The sequence below is a fragment of the Polaribacter atrinae genome (assembly GCF_038023995.1).
GTDB lineage: Bacteria > Bacteroidota > Bacteroidia > Flavobacteriales > Flavobacteriaceae > Polaribacter > Polaribacter atrinae.
The window spans coordinates 551,677-573,263 of sequence record NZ_CP150660.1 but is presented as its reverse complement, the minus strand read 5'-3'; the positions used below and the strand labels follow the sequence as shown (position 1 = coordinate 573,263).

Annotated in this window: 20 protein-coding genes and 1 riboswitch; of the genes, 11 read left to right on the top strand and 9 right to left on the bottom strand. The window is 30.2% G+C overall.

The features are described 5' to 3' along the window. Nucleotides 1-25: 25 nt before the first annotated feature. From WG945_RS02630 to WG945_RS02610, 5 genes are all read left to right on the top strand, one after another. A complete protein-coding gene (locus WG945_RS02630; protein ID WP_068452872.1) occupies nucleotides 26-478 on the top strand; it encodes a hypothetical protein in 453 nt (150 codons plus the stop codon). A gap of 559 nt (nucleotides 479-1,037) precedes the next feature. Then, the gene (locus tag WG945_RS02625; protein WP_068452869.1) at nucleotides 1,038-1,481 is read left to right on the top strand and encodes a MoaF-related domain-containing protein; all 444 of its coding nucleotides are present in this window, start codon (nucleotides 1,038-1,040) and stop codon (nucleotides 1,479-1,481) included. Nucleotides 1,482-1,599: 118 nt separating this feature from the next. Next, complete coding sequence (locus WG945_RS02620; RefSeq protein ID WP_068452866.1) at nucleotides 1,600-2,220, top strand: O-methyltransferase; 621 nt, start codon at nucleotides 1,600-1,602, stop codon at nucleotides 2,218-2,220. Nucleotides 2,221-2,227: 7 nt separating this feature from the next. Further along, nucleotides 2,228-2,422 carry a hypothetical protein gene (locus WG945_RS02615; RefSeq protein WP_068452864.1) on the top strand — a complete coding sequence of 65 codons (195 nt, stop codon included), beginning with the start codon at nucleotides 2,228-2,230 and terminating at the stop codon, nucleotides 2,420-2,422. A gap of 240 nt (nucleotides 2,423-2,662) precedes the next feature. Next, nucleotides 2,663-3,757, top strand: coding sequence for an alkene reductase (locus WG945_RS02610; RefSeq protein WP_068452861.1), 1,095 nt, complete (start codon nucleotides 2,663-2,665; stop codon nucleotides 3,755-3,757). A 90-nt stretch (nucleotides 3,758-3,847) separates the two neighbouring features. Here WG945_RS02610 and WG945_RS02605 read toward each other — a convergent pair whose 3' ends face one another. Next, nucleotides 3,848-5,155 carry a Na+/H+ antiporter NhaC family protein gene (locus tag WG945_RS02605; protein ID WP_068452853.1) on the bottom strand — a complete coding sequence of 436 codons (1,308 nt, stop codon included), beginning with the start codon at nucleotides 5,153-5,155 and terminating at the stop codon, nucleotides 3,848-3,850. Nucleotides 5,156-5,204: 49 nt separating this feature from the next. Beyond that, nucleotides 5,205-5,303, bottom strand: a riboswitch (SAM-I-IV-variant riboswitch). An 851-nt stretch (nucleotides 5,304-6,154) separates the two neighbouring features. Further along, complete coding sequence (locus WG945_RS02600) at nucleotides 6,155-7,621, bottom strand: S41 family peptidase (protein WP_068452850.1); 1,467 nt, start codon at nucleotides 7,619-7,621, stop codon at nucleotides 6,155-6,157. A gap of 158 nt (nucleotides 7,622-7,779) precedes the next feature. On the opposite strand from WG945_RS02600, the gene WG945_RS02595 reads away from it, so the two are divergent. The 5 genes from WG945_RS02595 to WG945_RS02575 all read left to right on the top strand — a co-directional run bounded on the left by WG945_RS02595 (nucleotide 7,780) and on the right by WG945_RS02575 (nucleotide 12,712). Beyond that, on the top strand, nucleotides 7,780-8,289 hold the full coding sequence (locus WG945_RS02595) for an RNA polymerase sigma factor (protein WP_068452847.1): 510 nt from the start codon (nucleotides 7,780-7,782) through the stop codon (nucleotides 8,287-8,289). Further along, a complete protein-coding gene (locus tag WG945_RS02590) occupies nucleotides 8,276-8,698 on the top strand; it encodes a hypothetical protein (protein ID WP_068452844.1) in 423 nt (140 codons plus the stop codon). Before WG945_RS02595 ends, WG945_RS02590 begins: the two co-directional genes overlap by 14 nt. Nucleotides 8,699-8,739: 41 nt before the next feature. Then, nucleotides 8,740-9,249 carry a DUF4252 domain-containing protein gene (locus tag WG945_RS02585; RefSeq protein WP_068452841.1) on the top strand — a complete coding sequence of 170 codons (510 nt, stop codon included), beginning with the start codon at nucleotides 8,740-8,742 and terminating at the stop codon, nucleotides 9,247-9,249. Nucleotides 9,250-9,354: 105 nt separating this feature from the next. Beyond that, nucleotides 9,355-9,897: a DUF4252 domain-containing protein gene (locus WG945_RS02580; protein ID WP_068452830.1), complete on the top strand. Its 543-nt coding sequence runs from the start codon at nucleotides 9,355-9,357 to the stop codon at nucleotides 9,895-9,897. Nucleotides 9,898-10,264: 367 nt separating this feature from the next. Further along, complete coding sequence (locus tag WG945_RS02575) at nucleotides 10,265-12,712, top strand: M1 family metallopeptidase (RefSeq protein WP_068452826.1); 2,448 nt, start codon at nucleotides 10,265-10,267, stop codon at nucleotides 12,710-12,712. Between the two features lie 102 nt (nucleotides 12,713-12,814). Here the strand turns inward: WG945_RS02575 and WG945_RS02570 are convergent, their stop codons facing one another. From WG945_RS02570 to WG945_RS02540, 7 genes are all read right to left on the bottom strand, one after another. Then, the gene (locus tag WG945_RS02570) at nucleotides 12,815-15,172 is read right to left on the bottom strand and encodes a sensor histidine kinase (RefSeq protein WP_068452823.1); all 2,358 of its coding nucleotides are present in this window, start codon (nucleotides 15,170-15,172) and stop codon (nucleotides 12,815-12,817) included. Between the two features lie 256 nt (nucleotides 15,173-15,428). Continuing rightward, the gene (locus WG945_RS02565) at nucleotides 15,429-15,953 is read right to left on the bottom strand and encodes a thioredoxin family protein (RefSeq protein ID WP_068452820.1); all 525 of its coding nucleotides are present in this window, start codon (nucleotides 15,951-15,953) and stop codon (nucleotides 15,429-15,431) included. A 36-nt stretch (nucleotides 15,954-15,989) separates the two neighbouring features. Then, a complete protein-coding gene (locus WG945_RS02560) occupies nucleotides 15,990-16,457 on the bottom strand; it encodes a peroxiredoxin-like family protein (protein WP_231874720.1) in 468 nt (155 codons plus the stop codon). Continuing rightward, entirely contained in the window at nucleotides 16,457-16,639 is a 183-nt protein-coding gene (locus WG945_RS02555) for a hypothetical protein (RefSeq protein WP_231874714.1), read from the bottom strand. Before WG945_RS02555 ends, WG945_RS02560 begins: the two co-directional genes overlap by 1 nt. Before the next feature lie 191 nt (nucleotides 16,640-16,830). Beyond that, the gene (locus tag WG945_RS02550) at nucleotides 16,831-17,550 is read right to left on the bottom strand and encodes a tRNA-uridine aminocarboxypropyltransferase (protein WP_262501975.1); all 720 of its coding nucleotides are present in this window, start codon (nucleotides 17,548-17,550) and stop codon (nucleotides 16,831-16,833) included. A gap of 373 nt (nucleotides 17,551-17,923) precedes the next feature. Beyond that, a complete protein-coding gene (locus tag WG945_RS02545) occupies nucleotides 17,924-18,655 on the bottom strand; it encodes a TM2 domain-containing protein (RefSeq protein WP_231874712.1) in 732 nt (243 codons plus the stop codon). A gap of 2 nt (nucleotides 18,656-18,657) precedes the next feature. Beyond that, nucleotides 18,658-19,380, bottom strand: a complete 723-nt coding sequence (locus WG945_RS02540) for an ion transporter (protein WP_068452813.1) — start codon at nucleotides 19,378-19,380, stop codon at nucleotides 18,658-18,660. Nucleotides 19,381-19,696: 316 nt separating this feature from the next. Here WG945_RS02540 and WG945_RS02535 point away from each other — a divergent pair, with 316 nt between their 5' ends. Then, on the top strand, nucleotides 19,697-21,556 hold the full coding sequence (locus WG945_RS02535) for a B12-binding domain-containing radical SAM protein (RefSeq protein ID WP_068452811.1): 1,860 nt from the start codon (nucleotides 19,697-19,699) through the stop codon (nucleotides 21,554-21,556). Nucleotides 21,557-21,587 lie beyond the last annotated feature (31 nt).

The following is a 21,587-nucleotide window of genomic DNA, read 5'->3' as shown; positions in this document are numbered from 1 at the left end:
AATAATTACAGATTATTTAGTTGTCATGAAAGCAAAACAAGATGGTAGAACTGCAAAACAAAAGCAATCTGATAAAAACGTTGCAAAACTTACTATAGATAAATTGGCAAAAGAAAAAGCTGCAAGTGACGCATCATGGGCAGAAGCTAAAAGACACAATGATTCTGTGAAAGCAACACCAGAATGGCAAGAATTAGAAAGAAGAAAAAAACTAAATGAAGCGAATTACCAAGGAGCACAAAATGCAAGTGTGGTAACACTTAAAAATACTAGCGGAAGTAGTATTTATGTAGGAAGTAGTAGTAGCCATAATAAAGGAGTAGAAGTGCCTGCAGGTGGTACCGCAAAATGGGAGTGCAAACAGGATGCTTACATACAAAATCATACTTATAATGGAGGCACTCATAGATATAGCTCTACTAGTACTAAAGTGTATAGTGCAAATTCTGGCTGTGGTAATACAATTACCATAAGATAAAGAACAAACAATTTAAGAAAGAGAGTAAAGTAGTTGTTAAAACCTTGTAAGTTTAAAAGCTTACGAGGTTTTTTTAGATAGCATAGAATTAATCTCTCCTAAATAATCCTTTCTAGAGTAGACCAAGTCTTCACTCCAAAAGAGCTTTTTTAGATAACCTACAACTTGTCATTACAAAATAAGCCTTTTTAAATTGCATACAATTTGTCATTCCGAAATAAGCTATATAACAGGTTTTGAGGAACCTGCCAATATGATTCGTTTTTTTTTTAGAAAAAACACCACTTTTACCCCACTTAAATTCAGAGAGCAAAAATAGCATTCGGTTACACTTTTACCATTTTTATCATCATTTTGATTATCTTAATTCTAAGGAGTTACTACATCTTTGCAGTACGAATAATTAAGATGGAACTAGTTATTGGTGAACACACCTCTTTTTATGATTTATTTAGACAAGAAGCTAAACAAATAATAAAATTTTGGTTGTGATTGTACTAATTGCATCAACCTCTAAATTAAATAATAATAGAAAATTTAACCATTAAAATCGATAAAAATGAAACTAAAATTAATCACACTTATTAGCCTTATTACTTTCAGTTTAGGTTTTTCACAAAACCATACAACAGAGAAAAATAAATTTCAATTTGGAGAAGCAGAACATCTTTTAGATGGATATTCTTTAAACTTTCAGTATCAAGATGGCAAAGCAATACATATGGAGTTTAACAATGGAAAAGCAAAATATGAATGGGTTGTTGGGCCAGGTAAAGGAAACGGAAATGAAGATATTTCTTATCGTTCTTCTAAAATAGATCAAAATATTTATGTTGTTAATTGGCATGAAACAGATAAGAAAGACTATTTAACCATCGTCTTTGATTTTAATAGAATGGTAGTGCATAGTTCTGTTATTGTTGGGTACGAAAACAAACCAGAAAGAACTTTGAAAACAGTATTTATGAGTGGAATTATTGATCATTTAAAAATAGCTGAATAACTTTTTTTTAATGAATTTTATTTCATCCATTCAGACTTCATAATGAACAAAGATGAATCGTAAAAGGAATACCAACAACTTAAAATAAAGGTATTCCTTTTTATAAAAATTAATAGTTATGGTTACAGAAAAAATAGAAGCTACATTAGAAGAATTATTTAAAGATTCTAAATATGATCGGCTTAAAATGATAAAAGGCGCAGCAAAAAGCATTTTGAGATCAATGGAACCTTTAGATTTTAAAGATGCATATCTGTCAATTTCAAAAGAACAAGGCCAGGGTTTAATCAAATTAATTACAGATAATAAACTTAAAAGAATTGTCGAATTCGGAACTTCTTTCGGAATATCGACACTCTTTTTAGCACAAGGTGTTCTTGAAACAGGCGGACGCATCATTACCACAGAATTAATTGCTTCGAAAGCGGATAAAGCAATTGAAAACTTTAAAAGGGCAGGAGTGAGTGACCTTATTGATGTTAGAGTTGGAGATGCTGTGGAAACCTTAAAAAATCATAATGATTCCATTGATTTATTACTGTTAGATGGCTGGAAAGATTTGTACTTATCTATATTTCAAATGCTTGAATCTAAATTTCATGCCAACACATTTATCTATGTAGATAATGCAGAAATGGTAGAAGCTAAAGCTTTTATAAATGTAATTCGTAAAAATAGTAAGTATCAATTAGAGCCTCAATTTGGAGGAAAAGTAGTTTTAATTAGTTTAAAAAAATAAAGAGATTATGAGTCAAGTAGCAAATTGCCCAACGTGTGGCGGCAAATCAAAAATAAAAGAAACAAACGGAGTTATTTCTTACGAAGCACTTCAGGATGAAAATATCATTAAAAAAGTAAGTCAACTTAAAAAAGCGATGGAATCATTTAAAGTCAAAGCAGAAAAACTTGAAAAGGAGTTGATGGCGTTAAAAACGGATTAAAAATATAAAACTTAAGTTATTGTTCTTTTTCAGGTTGTAATACCAAATAAGTCAGCACATTTTTATCTATAGAGTGTGCTACATTATCAAATTAGAGATTTTAGGTTAGTATTATAGATATTTTTAACGAATTTAAAATTCATCGTTAATGTTAAAACTATTCTTAAAAAAGGTAGTAAACCAAAAAAGAATAAAGAAGAGTTGTAAATTTGTACTCATTAACAATTAATACATTATTAAATGAGTAAACAACACTTATTAACTCCATATCATAAAAATTTAAATTTAAAGAACAGAATCGTTATGGCACCAATGACGCGTAGTCGTGCAGATAACGAAGGTAAAGTAGCAACCGACGAATTACAAGGCTTGTATTATGAGCAACGTGCTTCGGCTGGTTTAATTATTACAGAAGGTTCTCAAGTGTCTAAACAAGCTGTTGGGCATATTAATACTCCCGGAATTCATACTGATGCGCAAGTAGAAGGTTGGAAAAAAGTAACCAAGCGTGTACACGATAAAGACGGAAAAATCTTTATTCAACTTTGGCATGTTGGTCGTATTTCTCATCCGGATTTTCATAATGGCGAATTGCCAGTTTCGGCTTCAGCCTTAAATCCTAATTCAAAATCATTTACTCCAGAAGGTTTCAAAGACACGGTTACTCCAAAGGAAATGACGATTTCTGATATTAAACAAACTGTAGAAGATTTTAAAAATGCAGCAGCAAATGCAGTAAAAGCTGGTTTTGATGGGGTAGAAATTCATTCATCAAATGGATATTTGTTTCAACAATTCTTTAACGGAAGCTCTAATAAAAGAACAGATATTTATGGTGGAAGTATTGAAAATAGAGCTCGTTTTTTCTTCGAAGTTTTAGACGCTATGAAAGAAGTGATTCCGCAAGAAAAAATTGGAGTGCGTTTTAATCCGTCTTTAGATGGTTTATTCGGAATTACCATGGATAAAGATACCATTCCGACGTTCGAATACATTATTAAAAAATTAAACGATTACAATTTAGCCTACGTACATTTATCGGAACCGTTTACAGATGTTTCTAAAGTTCCTTTTGCTGTAACAGAAATAGCAAAACACTTTAGACCTTTATACAAGGGTACGTTAATTATTAACACAGCGTTTGATCAAGAAAAAGGAAACAAAGTATTAGAAGCTGGTGATGCCGATTTAATCGCTTACGGAAAGCCATTTATCTCTAATCCTGATTTAGTAGCGCGTTTTGAAAACAATTTAGAATTAGCAGCATGGGATCAAGATACGTTTTACACAACAGGAACAAAGGGATATACAGATTATTCAAATGCTACTAAATAATTTAAAAAGATCCTTAAATAAGGAATTTACGTCCTAAAATACTATTAAAAATAAAACAGCATCTAAATAACTTAGATGCTGTTTTTATTTTTAATTAGAACCAAATCTTAGTGGTTTAAAGCTGATAAATAATAAGGTATATATAAATAATAATGCCAAATACCAGGTATTAGAAACTAAATCTAGGTAATCTATTTTTCCGTTAGAGAAACTTAAGATCATTAAAACCTGTGCGCCATAAGGCAAAAGGCCTTGCGTAATGCAGGCAAATATATCTAATATAGATGCTGTTTTTTTATTGTCTAAACCGTACTCATCGTTAATTGTTTTTGCAATGGGACCAGAAATTATTATAGAAACCGTATTATTAGCAATCGCCATGTTAATGGTACTTACTAAAGTTGCAATGCCAAATTGAGCTGATTTTTTACTTTTTATAAGTGTCTTAATTTTTAGCAGTATAAAATCAATCCCACCATTTTTTTTCACCAAAGCAGCTAATCCACCTGTAAGTAAGGATAATAAGAAAATTTCAGTCATACTTGTAAAACCTGTATAGGCTATTTTAGTCGATTCAAGAAGTGTGAAATCTCCATAGATTAAACCTAAAAAGATGCCAGAAAGAACACCTAATAGTAAAGTTATAAATACATTAACACCTACTATAGATAAGGTAATCACCAATAAGTATGGTACTATTTTTAGTACAGAATAATTATACGTTACAGTTTCAGTTGCTACCTCTTTTAATCCTAAACCTTGAATAATTAAGATTGCAATGGTAAATAATGCAGCGGGAATGGCAATTTTAATATTTTGTTTAAATTTATCACTCATTTTACAGCCCAAAGATTGTGTGGCAGCAATGGTAGTATCAGAAATTACAGATAGATTATCACCAAACATACTACCGCCTAATAATGCGCCACAAAGTATGGATAAATCTACGCTACTTTTTTCTGCAATACCGATAACAATTGGCGCTAATGCAACAATGGCACCAACTGAAGTACCTGTTGAAACCGATAAAAAACCAGCAATTATAAAAATACCAAAGTAAATATATTGTATGTTAATATAATCTAACCCAAGACTTACAATAGCATCTACACTACCTGTAGATTTTGTAATGGTAGCAAAGGCACCTGCTAGCAAATAGATTAAACACATGGTTAATATTTTATCATCTCCACAACCTTGTAACAGTGTTTTAATTTTAGAGTTGATAGATTGTCTAAACATTAAAAAAGCCACAATAATACCTGCTATTACTGCAATAGGAGCAGGTAATGCATAAAAATCATTTTGATAGATGCCAACACCTAAAAACGTACATACAAATACGAATAAGGGAATTAATGCGCTAAATTTTGGGGTAATTGTGTTTGAATTTTCCATGTTACTTTTTTCATTCTAAAAAGGACATAGCTGCTTATAAGTAGAATTATGAGTTAACATTGGTTCCAATTAATTGGCTTATCTATTTAGCACCTTGCTCGTTATTGCAGGTTGCTATCTCCTTTTTTTGAGATTCTTGATAATTAATTTAAGAGCGCAAAAATAGTGTATAAATGGATAGTTACGTCTTTAAAAGCGTTAAAATTTTATGAAATTTAAATAGTATAATTTCTGATGTTTAGCAATTATTTTTATCAAATTAGGATAGGAGTGAAGTGGAATGTGTGTGGAATTGGATTATAACATTTTTTAAGTTACTTGTGGATTTCCGTAAAAAATTATCATGTCAACTGATTATTTTTAATATCTAATAGTTAAATAAAAATAGTGAGAAAATCTTTAAAGCAATTAAACCAGGACTAAAGCCTAAAAAACAAGATGGTACGCTTGATAAAAGAAGAAGAGACAATAAAAATACGCTTGGTAACAAGCCTTCGTTAAAACCAAGTAAATCAACTAAGAATTGATAATCTATTTGAAGTGTTTAAGTTAGAATTTTACTATCTGTAGAATCGCGTATTTGAAATTGTTTTAGAAATAGAATAGAGTTAGATTGTTGTGTTGGCACGAGCGAGACACTCGTACTAGCTTGAAGACTAGTTATTATTGATTGAAATTGTTTATAGAATCTATCTGTTGGAAACAATTGGTTTTCAGCAAAACCATGGTACTTATTTTAAACTAAAAACTAAGTATTATCAACCTGTAGCGAGAGCGTCCCGCTCGTGCTATATTTAAAAATAACATAAACAAAACACAAATACACAAAAAATACAAACCCAGTATTTTAACCAATTTGGAAAAATATACTGGGTTTTATTATTTTAATTGGAATTAAAAAACATCCAAATAATATTATGATAATAGCAGGAAACTTATAGTCTAGAAAACAAAAATAATTGTATTTGTAAATACTATAAACCTCTGTTCATTCTAAATTTATTTCTTAAAATCTACATACATATTATTACTTGTTGGTGTAGCTAATTTAGAGTTGAAAATTTCAGAATACTCTTGACTATTGGTTTTAAAAATACCTTTAGCTCCCGTTGTAATGTAGTTGACTGTTGCACTTAATAGAGGATCTGATAATTCTCCTAATTCACCTAAATCACCATAATCTTCTGCTAATTCAATTCCTGGTAATGTTATTCCTGGTGTAAAGCCATCAATTTCATCTTGATCGTCTTTATTAGAGATTTTTAAAACAATTGGTTGCATTGCATACGTGTGCGATGTGTTAAAATCCGCTCCTTCTTTGGTAAAACTTTCAGAATCATACAAAGTCACTGAGCCAACTTGTTTTCCTACTGTTTTTGTACCTACAAGTTTTACATCTATATAAGGTCTTAAAGCATTTATAACCAATTCTGAAGCAGAAGCAGTACTACCAGAAACAATAAAATAAACGGTAGGAAGATCTAGGTTATTTATAGGTTCTTGTAAAATAATGTTTCCATTAACATCTGTATTGTTTATTTCATCTGTAAAATAGTTTAAGAAACGAGTTGGGTCTGTTGATGCAGCTTGCACTTTACTATTCCAAACTTCTTTAGAATATATTTCTCCATTAAATAAGCCGGTAATCATTCCGCCTAAATAGGTTGCTGTTCTCACAGAACCACCACCATTATATCGTAAATCTATTATTAACTCATCTACTAGTTGTGATTTAAAAGTACCAAAAGCAGCATTTAATTCACCATCAAAAGAACTAGAAAATTGATTATACATCAAGTAACCAATTTTTTTACCACCTTCATTTAATACTTTAGAAATAGCCACAGGATATTCTGTAACGAGTTCTTTTGTTAAAGAAATGGTAGTTCCGTTGGCGGTTGGAATTCCATTATTATAGTCTGCCAATCCAATTTCTAAAAGGGTTGTACTGCTAAAAAGTAAACTAGAGTAATTAGACTCTGTTAATTGTGTTCCGTTAACGGTATTAAAAATCACACCTCTTGTAACTCCTTTAATATCTGCATCAGAAGTAGGAATTACGTATCTTACATATCCATAGACATTTGTAGAATTGTCTCTATAAAGTTTTAATCCAAACTCCATTCCGGTACTTAAATTTATGCCTTCAAAAGAATTTTCTAAAGCCACATAATCATCAACAATCCAAGAAAAACGATCTGTTGGTCTGTTTAATAAATTTTCAAATAAGCTTTCTGGTGATGAATAACCTTCTAAATAAGCATTTAATTGATTTTGATTGCTAAAACGTAAGTCTGACAAATCTGGAATATCATTTTGCCATAAATAGAATGCATTTAAGCCTCTCCAAACAAAATTTTCTACTTCTAGATCAGTAGGAATACCATCCTCACTCTTATCACAACTAACAAGAAATACAGAAAAGATAAAAACGAATATTATTTTAGGGAATAATTGAATCTTCATGAATTTAATATTTATAGAATACAACGCAATATAAATAGAAATAGTATTATTTTTAAATATGTTGTAACAAAATATATTGTGTATCGTCTTAATTATGTAGACTCGATATTATTTGGAAACAAACATAAAGAGGTTACAAGAAAAATCAACCAAACCAAATGAACCAGTCAGACTTTTTAAAAGTTGTTTTACCGTTTAAAGACAAAGTCTTCCGTTTAGCAAAAAGACTTTTAGTTTCTACAGAAGAAGCTGAAGATGCTACACAAGAACTGTACTTTAAATTGTGGAAAAGTAAAACAAAGATTGCCGATTATAAGAATGTTGAAGCGTTTGCCATGACCATGACAAAAAATTATTGTTATGATCGTTTAAAAAGTAAGCAGGCAAGTAATTTAACATTAATACATAGTAATTATAAAGAAAAAGATACGTCTTTAGATAAGCAAGTAGAACATCGAGACAGTGTAAACCAAGTGCACCAATTGATAGCAGCGTTGCCTGAGCAACAAAAAATTATTATTCAGTTAAGAGATATTGAACAATATGATTTTGATGAAATCTGTAAAATGGTAGACATGAAACCAACTGCAGTACGAGTGGCATTATCTAGAGCAAGAAAAACAATAAGAGAACAATTAATTAAAAAACATAACTATGGAGTTAGCTAACATAGAGAAATTAGTAGAGAAATACGAAAACGCAGAAACGTCTTTGCAAGAAGAAACAACCCTAAGAAACTATTTTACAGGAGGGAATGTTGCACCACATTTGCAAGAATACGAATACATGTTTAATTATTTTGCTGCTAGCAAGGATGAAACGTACACCAAAACCATTGAGTTAGAACCTAAGAAATCTAAAAAGAGAAACTTAAAATGGTTATCTGTTGCCGCGTCTGTAGTCTTATTATTTAGTGTATTTATTGGTCAGCAAGAATACAAAAGATACCAAGCTAAAAAACAATTCGAACAAATAAGTAAAGGGTTAATGTTATTATCATCTAACCTTCAAAAAGGAGAACAAGCGTTAGCAACCTTACATACTTATGAAGATACCGTAAAAAAAATATTAAAATAAAAACCAAGTAACAATAGTAAAACCAAGTAAACACAGAAATTATGAAAAAAATAGCAATATTAATAGCGTTAGTGATTGCCCCAATGGTAACCAGCGCACAGTCCTTTTTTGATACTTTAGAAGATATGAATGGAGTAGATATGGTAGTTGTTACCAAAGATGCTTTTGAGTTAATCTCTAAATTTAAAAATGTAAATGTAGATGATAATGAAGGGATGAAAGTCTTTCAAATGATTCAAGATTTAAAAGAGTTTAAAATGTTTTCTACCAAAGATGCAGACATTGCAAACAAAATGGAAGCTATGGCAAACACCGCCATTAAAAAACAAAATTTAACACAGTTAATGCGTATTAAAGATGACAATTCTCGTGTAAAAATTTATGTACAGTCTACAAAAAACAAAGATTTTGTTAGTGAAGTATTAATGTTTATTAAAGGTATGGATAAACAAACCAATGGAAATGCAGAAGCTATGGTGGTTTCTTTAACAGGAAACATAGACATTAATAAAATGTCTGAATTAGCAGATACTTTTTCTAAAAAGAAGTAATTAATAATGCATAAAAATCTATTAGAGTGCAGTCGAGAACTTAGTTAAAGGCTTATTTGACTTTGATCTAATAGATAATTTTAAATAACTAAAACTAAACATAGTATGAAAAATATCACCAAAATATTTTCTCTTTTATTACTTATATTCATGATTACGTCTTGTAAAAATGAAAAATCATTACAAGGATATCTAGTAGAAAGTCAAGAAAAAACAGGTTTTATCACAGTAGACATTCCTACTAGTTTTTTACAATTAAAATCGGATGCTGTTTCTGAAGAAGCTAAAGAAACTTTAAAAAGTATTCGAAAAGTAAACGTAGTTGCATTGCCTATTAAAGGAAATGAAGCAGCTTATGAAGTTGAAAAAACAAAATTAAAAAGTATTTTTAAGGATAATGAAGATTACAAATCTTTGATGTCTTTAAAAGCAAAAGGAATGCATGTAAGCCTTTATTATACTGGAGATACAGAATCTATAGACGAAGTAATTGCTTTTGGTTACGGAGAAGAAGTAGGAATAGGTGTTGCCCGTTTATTGGGAGATCACATGAATCCAGCTAAAATTATAGAAATGATGAATAGCGTTAAGCTTGATGGAGACAACGTGAATCTAGAGCAATTTAGTGCCATTTTTAGTGGAAAATAAGATCTTTTTTTTAAAAGTATAAAGCTGTAATTTCTAAAGAAGTTACAGCTTTTTTTTGCCTTGGAATCAATTACTTCTATTTTAAACGATAATGATATTTCTAAAAAATGAATGAGATCTATAATTGTCTTTTCTGTGAAAATTAAAATTTCAACATAAAGAAAGCCAATGTATAAGTAGCTTTATGTGGCTGTTTTCTGCATTTAAAATAACAAAATTGCAAGTTTTCTTTTCTTTTGCTCCTTTTTTTACATCATAGATATAAAACATAAAAGACAGCAACTGTAACTATCAACTATTTAACGGCTAATTAACGAATTTCACTAGTTATATTTATTACTTTTGAAACTTTACGAAAATATAATTTATGATGATTAAAAAAGTGCTGTTTTTTGTTTTGGTATTAGTGAATACAATCAGTTTTTCTCAAACACATACTACTTATAAACCAGAAAGAGATAAAATTAACGATCTAGTTCACACAAAATTAAAGGTAGATTTTAATTTTAAAGAAAAACAGTTAAACGGAGAAGCTTGGGTAACTGCCAAACCTCATTTTTATGCAACAAACAAAATTACGTTAGATGCAAAGGCAATGATTATTCATCAAATTTCTTTAGATAATAAGAAGTTAGATTACAATTACAATTATGATGATGCAAGCATTGTTATCGATTTGCCAAAAGAATATAAAAAAGACGAAGAATTTACGCTTTACATTAAATATACAGCACGTCCAGAAAAAGTACAACAAAAAGGAAGTGCAGCAATTACCGATGCAAAAGGTTTGTATTTTATAAATGCAGATGGTTTAGACAAAAACAAACCTACCCAAATATGGACACAAGGTGAAACAGAAGCAAGTAGCTGTTGGTTTCCTACAATTGATAGTCCGAATCAGAAAACTACCCAAGAAATTTATATTACGGTTCCTAAAAAGTTTGTCACACTTTCTAACGGAAAGTTAATGAGTCAAATAGAAAACGGAACTGACAGAACTGATTATTGGAAAATGGATCAAAAGCATGCGCCTTATTTATTTTTTATGGGAGTAGGCGAGTATGAAGTGATTAAAGATTCTTACAAAGACATTCCTGTAGATTACTATGTAGAAAAAGAATATGCACCGTATGCAAAAGATATTTTTGGGTTGACACCAGAAATGATTGGTTTCTTTTCTAAAATTTTAGGAGTAGAATATCCTTGGAATAAATATAGCCAAATTGTAGGTAGAGATTATGTTTCTGGAGCTATGGAAAACACAACAGCTGTAATTCATGGAGAACAAGCCTACCAAACACCAGGTCAATTAATTGATGAAAATGTACAAGAAAACACTATTGCACACGAGATTTTTCACCATTGGTTTGGTAATTTAGTAACTACAGAAAGTTGGTCTAACTTAACATTAAATGAGTCTTTTGCTAATTATAGTGAGTATTTATGGAGAGAGCATAAATACGGTAAATTAGATGCAGACATGCATTTGTTTGAAGATTGTCAGGCTTATTTAGACGGACAAAATACAGATAAACATTTGGTTCGTTTTAACTATGTTGATAAAGAAGATATGTTCGATTTAGTAAGCTATAATAAAGGTGGCGCTATCTTACACATGTTACGTAATTACTTAGGTGATGATGCTTTTTTCTTAGGATTAAAAACTTTCTTAACTGAAAATAAATACCAAGCAGCAGAAGTACATCAATTAAGATTGGTTTTTGAAAAAATAACAGGTAAAGATTTAAACTGGTTTTTTAACCAATGGTATTTTGGAGCAGGACACCCAAGAATTGAGGTTTCTTATGACTACAATACCATTCAGAAAAAGGTAACGATAAACCTTTTACAATTGAATGTAAATGAATTTAAATTTCCTTTAGCCATTGATATTTTCGAAAACGGACAAAAAACAAGACACAACGTTTTTGTAAATGGAAATGATGCCTCTTTTACCTTTCCGTACACAAAACAACCAACGTTGATTCAGATAAATGCAGACGGAGTTTTACTATCTGAAATTACAGAAAATAAGGTTTTAAGTGATTACATCTTTCAGTTAAAAAATGCAGAAAACTATGCACATAGAAGAGAAGCATTGTTAGAAGTAGCAAAAAAACAAGAAGAAAAAGACGCTTTTAGTGCTGTGGAAGCTGCAATGAGCGATCCATCATACAAAATTAGAATTCTAGCTTTACAGAAAATAGATTTAATTAATAAGTTTTCTAAAAAGGATGCCATTCATAAAATAATGCAAATCGCAAATAATGATCCAAAAACATTGGTGCAAGCAACCGCTATTGAAACCTTAGGTAAATTAACAGATCCAGAGTTAAAAAGCATTTTCGAGAAAGGCTTACAAAGTAAATCGTATTCTGTAATAGGAAAATCTTTGGTTGCCATGTATTATATAGACAAACCAACAGCAGTTGCCAAGTCTAGAGAATTACCAGATGAAATTAGAAAAATATTAGCAACGCCTTTAACACGTATTTACATTGAAGAAAAAGATGAAAACGAATTACCTTTTATAGCAAAAAGTGTCTTATCTGGTATGTTTTTAACAGGTGAGGATACTACAAAAAGCTTGTATCAAAAAGCCTTTAAACAAATATCAGAAAGCAATAATTCTGAGGCAATTCAGAATTTAGTAGATGATATGGTGGTAAAAGGAACGCAATACAAATCATTTAATTTTGATAAAGTGGTTATTAATTTAATGAGAACCATGGTAAATGATCAAAAAGCAAAAGACACTGCTAATAAAGTTAGAAATACAGAGATCATAAAAGAAGGTATGGCAAAGTTATTATAACCATTGTTACTGACATATTCTCTTAAAACAAAAAATCTAAGCTCAACAAGTTTAGATTTTTTTTGTTTTATCACCTTTAAAAGGAGATATTAAAAGTGTTTTTTATTTATTTGAAATCTTAGGAAGCGTAAAGTAAAAAGTAGTTCCTTTAGCAACCTCGCTTTTAACCCAAATCTTTCCTTTGTAAAAATGGATTACTTTCTTAACAATAGAAAGCCCAATTCCAGATTTAGTTTCACTCTCATCAATACTTTGAAATAGCTCAAATATTTTTTTGAAGTATTTTTCTTCAATTCCTTTTCCGTTATCTTTTACGTAGAACTCCCAAAAATCAGGCATTTCTTTTACACCAACTTCAATTTTACCTGTTTCATTTGTAAAACTTTTAATGGCATTCTGAATTAAATTCTGAAAAACCTGAAGAATTCGATGCTTGTTCCCATTAACAACAGGAAGGTTTTGATCTATCTTAATTTCAATAGATTTTGGTACAAGAATTAATTTTACAATCTCGTTTACCAAATCATGCGTGTTAATCTCGTATTCAGACATTTTATCATCATCTATACTTGAGTAACTTAAGATTCCTGTAATTAAAGATTCCATTTTTTCTAGGTTCTCAAGAATTAACTGAGCATACATATTGCTTTCTTCTGTTAATGTATTTTCTGGTTCTTCTTGAATCCAATTTAGTAACGTATAAATGCTTCGTAATGGCGATTTTAAATCATGAGAAACAATATGTGCATAGTTGTTTAACTCGGTGTTTTTGTGTTCTAAATTTGTTAAAAGCTCTTCTCTGGCTTTGTTGGCATTCAAAATATCTTCCGATTGCTTTTCTATGTATTTTACTAAATTGACAGATTCATTTACTTCAGAAATATTCTCTGTAGAATCAATTTTTAAAACTGATGCAATATAATTTAAACTGTGAATTATTTTTTTAAGGTTTTTAGTTTCTCTTTGCGCTTCTTTACGCTCTGTAATATCACTAACAGCACCAATAATGTTTATAATCTCATTTTCTTTATTCAATAATAACGATACGCTTAAATCTCCCCAAATAACAGAGGTATCTTTACAGATATATCGTTTTTCAATATTATAAGAACTAATATCTCTATTGATTAGTTTGTTAAAGAGAATCAAATCGGTTTCTAAATCATCGGGATGCGTAAAATCTGAAAACGTCATTTGTTTCAGTTCCTCTTCAGAGTACCCTAAAACATCTATTAATTTTTTGTTTGTAAATACAGGTTTTCCTGCTAAATCGATTAGTGTAATACCAATACCTGCATTATTAAAGATAGAATAAAACTTTTTCTCTGTCAGTTTTAATTCATCTAGTTTTATTCTTAACGTTTTTTGAAGCTTATTTTTTAAACCTTCTAATTCCTCATTATTGCCACGTAAGGTTTTATTTTGAACATGTAATTTATGATTGTAATATTGAATTCCCAATAACACAAATAGAATTAAAACAAGGATAATAATAAAAGAACCCCATTTGTAAATAGCATAAATAAACTGAGAGGCATGTATTTTTTTTAGATCTATTTTATGAATAAGTAAGAATGATGTGTTGTCTTTATAATGACTGCTTTTTGTGCTGTTGCTATCTATTTTTAATTTTTTATACAGATAGATTACATCTTTAGACGCATAATTTCCAACCGGATTTTTCTGAATTTCATTCCAAAATTCTTGGTTTGTGTTGTATAATGCCAAACTATCAGAACTAGACGTAATGTGCTTAAAGTTCTTGTGTGTGTCTTCTGAAACTAAGTTGAAACCCTCTGCTGTTCTTAGTTCAAAACTAGCATATTCTAGATTGCTTTGGGTAGATAATTTATGAAACAGATTGTCCATAAAATAATTGATAATCAATACACCATTCCAATTTCCATCAGTGGTATATACTTTTTTAGCGACTCTAAGTACAGGATTGTATGGAATTTCAATTTTACCATATTCCATATTCAAATCGATATTCGAAAAATAGATATCGTCTTTTTCTAATTTCTGAGCATTTTTAAAATAGTAACGATCACTTTTATTCTGAAGCTTCTTAAAATCTGTAACTTTTGCGGCATTGATACTATCAAAATCTACACGAACAATTTCATTACCCAATGTATCTATAAAACGAACTTGATCATAAGTAGTTTGTAAATTTGCCAAGTGAAGAAAAAAGGCTTCTAGTTTGTCTTTATTTGGTTCTAAATCTAGCGCAAAATCTTTTTTGTATTCCCAATCAATAATATCAATGTCTTTTGCAAGATATTTATACATATCATTAATTAAAATCCCTTTAGAATTCAAATCATTAGCAGCTCCATTCTTAATAATTTCCAACTGATTTTTAGTAATAATCGTATAATAATTATCGATAACTAAATATGTTATTACAGTTAATGGGATAAAAAATAGGAGTAGCTTTTTAATTTGTATAAATTTCATTCTTACTATTTTAAGGAAACAAAAACTGTTTTAGTCTTTTTAAATTTCGGATTTAAATTTTAAAAAATAGGGGAGTTGTTGTTTTAAAAACCAGATATTTTTTAATTTTTTAAATTTATAGTAAAACTTTTATACTGTAAAGTATTTTGTAGAGTTTGTTTTGCTGAAAACAGAAAAAGGATTTAACAGAAAACATCCAACATTATCTAAAATGTTGGATGCTTATTTTGTACTATAACTGAGTTGTATCTGCTTTTTATTTTTTCATTACAAATTGATTTGTAATATTTTCAATATCGCTTGCCGTAACTTTTTTGGCAGATTTCTTTATTTTTTCGATAAATACCGTTACTTCTTCTGCACTTCCTGGAGCACCTAAACTATTACCATTTGCATCATAAGAATTGGTAATTACCTTTAAGTCTGCATCTAAAACAACCCAAAAAGGCAAACCTGCTGTATCGCCATTGTACTTCTTTAATAATAGATCTGAACCTGGGTTTTCTAAATGTTTTTTATCTTTAGATTCTTTAACCACAACAGGCAACATTACATAATTATCTGCAAAGAACTTTTTTGTGGTTTCTGCTTTCATGTCTTTGGTCATTTTATGACACCAACCACACCAAGAAGCTTCAAACTTAATAAAGATAGCTTTTCCTTCTTTTTTAGCGATTGCTTGTGCGTTTTTTAATAAAGTATCTGTACTTTCTTGTGCAGATGTTTGTAAATTAACAGTTAATAAAGCGGTGATAAAAAGGGTGATCATTTTAATTTTCATGGATTTTTTTTAAAGTGATATTCAAATATAAATAATTTAAGAAATCTTTTTTAAAGCTTCAATAATTTCTTCTGGTTCAGAATGTGTTCTGTAATCTACATTTACATAGTTCCAAGCAACAACGCCGTCTTGCCCTAAAATAAAGGTAGCAGGTATTGGCAATATACTTCCATCTCCGTTATTTACTTTGTCTAAATCTAGACCTCTATCTACACGCATATGTTCCACTAAAAAATCAGGCACTTTCCAGGCAACTCCATATTTTGTAGCTGTTTTTGCGTCTTGATCTGATAATACCGTAAAATCCATTTCGCTAATTTCACTTTTGGTTAAGGAATCGTCTGGTACTTGCGGACTAATAGCAACCAAGCTTGCGCCAAGTGCATCCATTTCAGGTAATCTAGCTTGTAATGCTCTTAATTGTAAGTTACAATACGGGCACCAATCTCCAGGATAAAATGTAATTACCAACGGACCTTTTTCTAATAAAACATCTAAAGAAATTAATTTTCCATCAGGGTTTGGTAGTGAAAAATTGGTTTTTTTTCGCCAACTTTTAGTGCATTTTTTCCTTCTTCAAAAGCTTTTGCTTTCTCAATAACGGCATCAACACCTTTCATAAATTCTGGTTTTGCATTTCGTCCTGCAGCTATTTTAGCATCTGTTTGTTCTCTTAAAGTTTTCATTTTTTTGTCTTTATATGTGGTAAACTCAGTGTAATGTTCTAAAAATACTCCTCAAAATTAGGAGTAAGCAGTAACGAATTTAAGATTTTTTATACAGAAAGTAGTAAGTATTAAGACTCTTAAGGAAGTTTTAACAAAGCGTATAGATGGCGCAATTTAAAACACTACGAATTAATAAATTACATTTATTCTTATTCAAAAATAACACGTCTTTCTGTCGATTTTTTATACAGATTTTTAGAAATTTCTGTGCTGTTTTCTGTAGCACAATAATTTTTATTTGTTGGGTCTAGCGTATATTCTAGTTGATACGCAATCATTTTTTCAAACGGAATTAAAAAGTCTTTGGTATCGCATTGTTCCAAGTCGGCTTTATTTAATAAATTTAAGACTGTATAAACCGACTCAATAGTACTTAAACAAAGAGGATCTGGTTGCTGCTTAATAATAAATTTTGATATGATCTTGTTATCAAAACTCACTCTTTTTAAAGCTTGCAAGTTGGTGCTCAGTTTCAGCATTTTTCGGGCGCAAGGCCAAGTACCATCTAGAATAAAAATGTTCGCATTGTTCCCAATAACCGTTTGTATTTCTGCACTTTTTCTTGTCGATAAGTTAAAACTGTCCTTGCCAGGATACAATAAGAAAGACGTACTATTTTCTTGAATTAATAGTTCATTGATACGTTCATTATTGGTAAAATCGACACCAACAATTATTTCTGAATTTTCAAGTTGAAGATTCGTCATGTAACCCGTTCCTTTTTTTTCTTTTTTGTACTCCTTTGGATGCATCAAAATAATAAAACGCGTCTTCGTCTGCAAAGAACTAATGTATTTGCAAATACACGTGCTTGAAGAGCGCATGCATTTGTAACATTTTATTCTTGGTTGTTTTATGGTTAATGGCAAGGTGTGGGGATTTTTTATTTTCTAATTGGGTAGATTAATTCGTTTATTCAGCGAGTTAATCTACCATAACCGTAGACGACAAAGTTATATTTTTTGAATGAAAAAAAGGACAAGTATAAATAGTCATTTTAATTAATATTGATTTCAAATAAAGGAGCTTTTGTATTAAGTGATGATGCTCTTAATAGACTTTATCTTTTTTTATTCTTTGATTATTTTATAATTAATGTTATTAATATTTTTTCACCAATTTTAATTGGTTTGATTTGCAAGTAACTCATTGAAAACTAAATTTGGTAGTCTTTATTTAAGTATTTTATTAAATGTTATAAGAAAGCGTATTTTTTGATATTTATATTGGCTAGGTTTACGTCTAATTTCTTGTTTTAAATTGACTATAATAACTATATTCTGGATTAAATTTAATATCAAAACTTTCTACTGACATTGATAAATATGAAATAAATTCAAATAGAGAAATTATTGCAGGAATTAATAGAAATGAAAATAAAAAATATAAAACTCCTTGACCAATATTCCCTAAATAAAATTTATGAATACCTAGGCCTCCTAAAATAGGGAACGCAAGAATAGTTGCTGTTCTTTTTGATTTCCTTTTTTGTTTAGCTAATCTAAGTTTTTTGTTTATAAATGTTTTAGTATTTTCATTAAAAGCATCCATTAAATCAGCAAATTCTTTTCGTTTCTCTTTTAGATAGTCAATACTCTTATCTTTAAAATCCTCATCAATTAAACTGCTTCCATGATTAAATTTATTATTGTATTGATTAACAAGTTCATTTAGTTCTGTTAATTCATTTAAAGTTTCATTCCCTTTAAAAGAGATGCTTGATAGTATTAAATCAGTTATTTCTATTAGTCTTGACGTATTTGCTTTGTTGGTTGATACAAATTTTACTTTTTGAATCTCTTTTATAGTTTTTACTATATGACTGTCAGATGGTTTAATTCTTCCAGAATAGTCACTTTTCCCTTTTATAGTATATGAATTCGCTCCTTTTAATATTGCATTAGCTCCTGCACGTCCGAACTCTCTTCCAAATTGTCTAGATGCTCCACTAACGATGTCGTTTAATATGTTCATATTTATTTATTTTTAATGTTTTCTTCTTCTACTTCTCTAGCTTTCGATAATGCACTTGCAACTAAACCTGCTGGGATTGTTACAATTCCAACACCAATTAATAAAATGAAAAAAGTAAATATTTTCCCTCCAACTGTTATCGGATATACATCTCCATAACCAACAGTTGTTAACGTTACAATTGCCCACCAACCACTATGTATGACAGAAGTAAAAATTTCCGGTTGAGCTTTATTTTCGAAAAAGTATATCCCTGCTGATGCTAGGAAAATGAAAATAGAAGTTACTATTAAAAATAGTATTATTTCTTCTTTTACAATTTTAGCTGCGATATGAAATCTTGCTATAGCTTTGTTGTATCTAATTAATTTTAAAGCTCTAAATATTCTAAAAATCCTAAAAGCTCTTAATGATCTAAAATCATATGCACCACTAAGAAAGAAAGGGAAAATAGCAACAAAATCAATTATTCCATAAAAGCTAAAAATATATTTTAAAGGTTTTTTTGAAACGTAAATCCTTAAGAAATATTCAATAGAAAAAAATATAATACAGAATAATTCAAAATATTTTAGAATATTAATCGTGTTTTTTGAGTTATTGGGAAGGGTTTCAATTGTAAAAGCTATAAGTGATAAAAGGATTAGGATTTGAATGAAATAATCAAATATTTTACCCTTTTTAGATGTATTATCTTCTATAATGTTCCATAACTTTTCTTTCATTTTTTTATGTAAAATTAAGCTAATTAAAATACTCCTATATTGCATTTTAATATTTTATAAATAGAACTAGTTAGTTTAGTTTTTTGACTAATAATAGTATCTTTTTTGAAAGTTTTTTTTATTTTCTTTAAGGTTAAATTTACTTAAATCAAAATTCTAAAAAATTAAACTATAATTGTTACGGGTTTCCGTTTTATTCCTTTTTTAAGTAATTAAATAAACCAAAAACCCCTTCCAAATCCCCATCAACAAAAACCAACAAAAGTTTTCTGTCCTTTTCCTAAATGAGGTAGTATCTTTGCACTTTATTTTATTTATGTCTATAAACACACTTTTAATAACACCACCATTTACACAGTTAAATACTGCGTATCCTGCAACCGCTTACATTAAAGGATTTTTAGATTCTAAAGAGGTACAAACAACTCAAATGGATTTAAGTATTGAGTTATTTACCGCAGTGTTTACCAAAGAATTTATAGACGCCATTTTTAAACAAGCAGAAATGCTGGGTGGTAAAGAATTGCCTTTGGTTTGGCAACAAAAGGAAGAGTACATCAATAAAGTAGACTCTGTAATGAATTATTTACGTGTGCAAGAAGTTACGGCAGCGTATCAAATTGTGCATAAAGATTATTTGCCACACGGACACCGACGCATAAAATTAGAAAAAGATTTAAGTACCGAGTTTGGTAAATTAGGAATCTTAGACAAAGCCAAACATATTGCCACGTTGTTTGTAGAAGAATTGGGCGATTTTATCAACCAAAATGTAGACGAGTTTTTCTCATTTACACGCTATGCAGAACAAATCGGTAGAGCAGCCTCTAGTTTCGATGAGTTAGACGAATGTTTACAGTTTGAAACTACGCTGATAGAAGATGAAATGCTGTATTTGTTAGACGAAAAATTACAAGAAGACAATTATGATTTAGTTTGTTTTACAGTTCCTTTTCCTGGTAATTTATTTTCTGCGTTGCGATGCGCTCAGTTTATCAAACAAAACTATTCAACCGTTAAAATCGGAATGGGTGGCGGTTATTGCAATACCGAATTAAGACGTTTGTCGGATCCTAGAATTTTCGATTTTGTAGATTTCATCACCTTAGATGATGGCGAAGGTCCGTTGTTAAGAATTACCGAATTTATTGCAGGTAAAGTAGGCGAGGACCAACTAGAAAGAACCTATATCTGTAGAGACAACAAAGTAGTGTATGCAAATAAATTGCCCAACACTATTTTTCATCATAAAAACTTACCAGCGCCAAGTTATATTGGTTTGCCAACGGAAAAATATTTGTCTTTTTTAGATGTAATGAATCCGATGCACAGAATGTGGTCTGACGGAAAGTGGAATAAACTCACCATTTCTCACGGTTGTTATTGGAAACAATGCTCTTTTTGTGATGTTACGCTAGATTATATTAGCAATTACGAAAACACCACTGCCGATGATTTGGTAAATAAGATTGAAAAAATAATATCAGAAACCGGAATTACAGGTTTTCACTTTGTAGACGAAGCAGCGCCACCAAAAATGTTAAGAGCCTTGGCAAATAAGTTAATGGAGCGCAAAGTGTACATTACGTGGTGGACCAACATTCGTTTCGAAAAAACTTTTACACCAGAACTTTGTGCATTATTATCAAAATCGGGTTGTATTGCCGTAACCGGCGGATTAGAGGTAGCTTCGGACAGGTTATTGGCAAAGATGAAAAAAGGAGTAGATATTGGTCAGGTTGCTCGCGTTACCAAAGCTTTTGCTGACGAAAACATTATGGTGCATGCCTATTTAATGTTTGGTTTTCCTACAGAAACGGCACAAGAAACCATCGATTCTCTAGAAGTGGTACGTCAGTTATTTTACAACAATTGTATTCAGTCTGCTTTTTGGCATCAATTTGCCTGTACAAGTCACAGTCCGGTTGGTAAAAACCCAAACGAGTTTGAGATTAACATTATTGGGCCAGAATTTAAAGGATTTGCCGAGAACGATTTATATCACGAAGATCCAACAGGAGCAGCCCATCACTTATTTAGCCAAGGATTAAATACCGCTTTAAACAATTACTTAAATCACAAAGGCTTTGAAATTCCGTTGCACAAATATTTCGATTTTAAGGTTCCTAGAATCACTTTAGAAAGTAATTTAATAGCTAATTTTTTAGAAAAATAAAAGGAGTTCTTTTTTTAGAAGCTATTTCCTG

Coding starts and splice junctions, on each gene's coding strand:
- WG945_RS02630 (WP_068452872.1), top strand. CDS start 26: ATGAAAGCAAAACAAGATGGTAGAACTGCAAAACAAAAGCAATCTGAT.
- WG945_RS02625 (WP_068452869.1), top strand. CDS start 1,038: ATGAAACTAAAATTAATCACACTTATTAGCCTTATTACTTTCAGTTTA.
- WG945_RS02620 (WP_068452866.1), top strand. CDS start 1,600: ATGGTTACAGAAAAAATAGAAGCTACATTAGAAGAATTATTTAAAGAT.
- WG945_RS02615 (WP_068452864.1), top strand. CDS start 2,228: ATGAGTCAAGTAGCAAATTGCCCAACGTGTGGCGGCAAATCAAAAATA.
- WG945_RS02610 (WP_068452861.1), top strand. CDS start 2,663: ATGAGTAAACAACACTTATTAACTCCATATCATAAAAATTTAAATTTA.
- WG945_RS02605 (WP_068452853.1), bottom strand. CDS start 5,155: ATGGAAAATTCAAACACAATTACCCCAAAATTTAGCGCATTAATTCCC.
- WG945_RS02600 (WP_068452850.1), bottom strand. CDS start 7,621: ATGAAGATTCAATTATTCCCTAAAATAATATTCGTTTTTATCTTTTCT.
- WG945_RS02595 (WP_068452847.1), top strand. CDS start 7,780: ATGAACCAGTCAGACTTTTTAAAAGTTGTTTTACCGTTTAAAGACAAA.
- WG945_RS02590 (WP_068452844.1), top strand. CDS start 8,276: ATGGAGTTAGCTAACATAGAGAAATTAGTAGAGAAATACGAAAACGCA.
- WG945_RS02585 (WP_068452841.1), top strand. CDS start 8,740: ATGAAAAAAATAGCAATATTAATAGCGTTAGTGATTGCCCCAATGGTA.
- WG945_RS02580 (WP_068452830.1), top strand. CDS start 9,355: ATGAAAAATATCACCAAAATATTTTCTCTTTTATTACTTATATTCATG.
- WG945_RS02575 (WP_068452826.1), top strand. CDS start 10,265: ATGATGATTAAAAAAGTGCTGTTTTTTGTTTTGGTATTAGTGAATACA.
- WG945_RS02570 (WP_068452823.1), bottom strand. CDS start 15,172: ATGAAATTTATACAAATTAAAAAGCTACTCCTATTTTTTATCCCATTA.
- WG945_RS02565 (WP_068452820.1), bottom strand. CDS start 15,953: ATGAAAATTAAAATGATCACCCTTTTTATCACCGCTTTATTAACTGTT.
- WG945_RS02555 (WP_231874714.1), bottom strand. CDS start 16,639: ATGAAAACTTTAAGAGAACAAACAGATGCTAAAATAGCTGCAGGACGA.
- WG945_RS02545 (WP_231874712.1), bottom strand. CDS start 18,655: ATGAACATATTAAACGACATCGTTAGTGGAGCATCTAGACAATTTGGA.
- WG945_RS02540 (WP_068452813.1), bottom strand. CDS start 19,380: ATGAAAGAAAAGTTATGGAACATTATAGAAGATAATACATCTAAAAAG.
- WG945_RS02535 (WP_068452811.1), top strand. CDS start 19,697: ATGTCTATAAACACACTTTTAATAACACCACCATTTACACAGTTAAAT.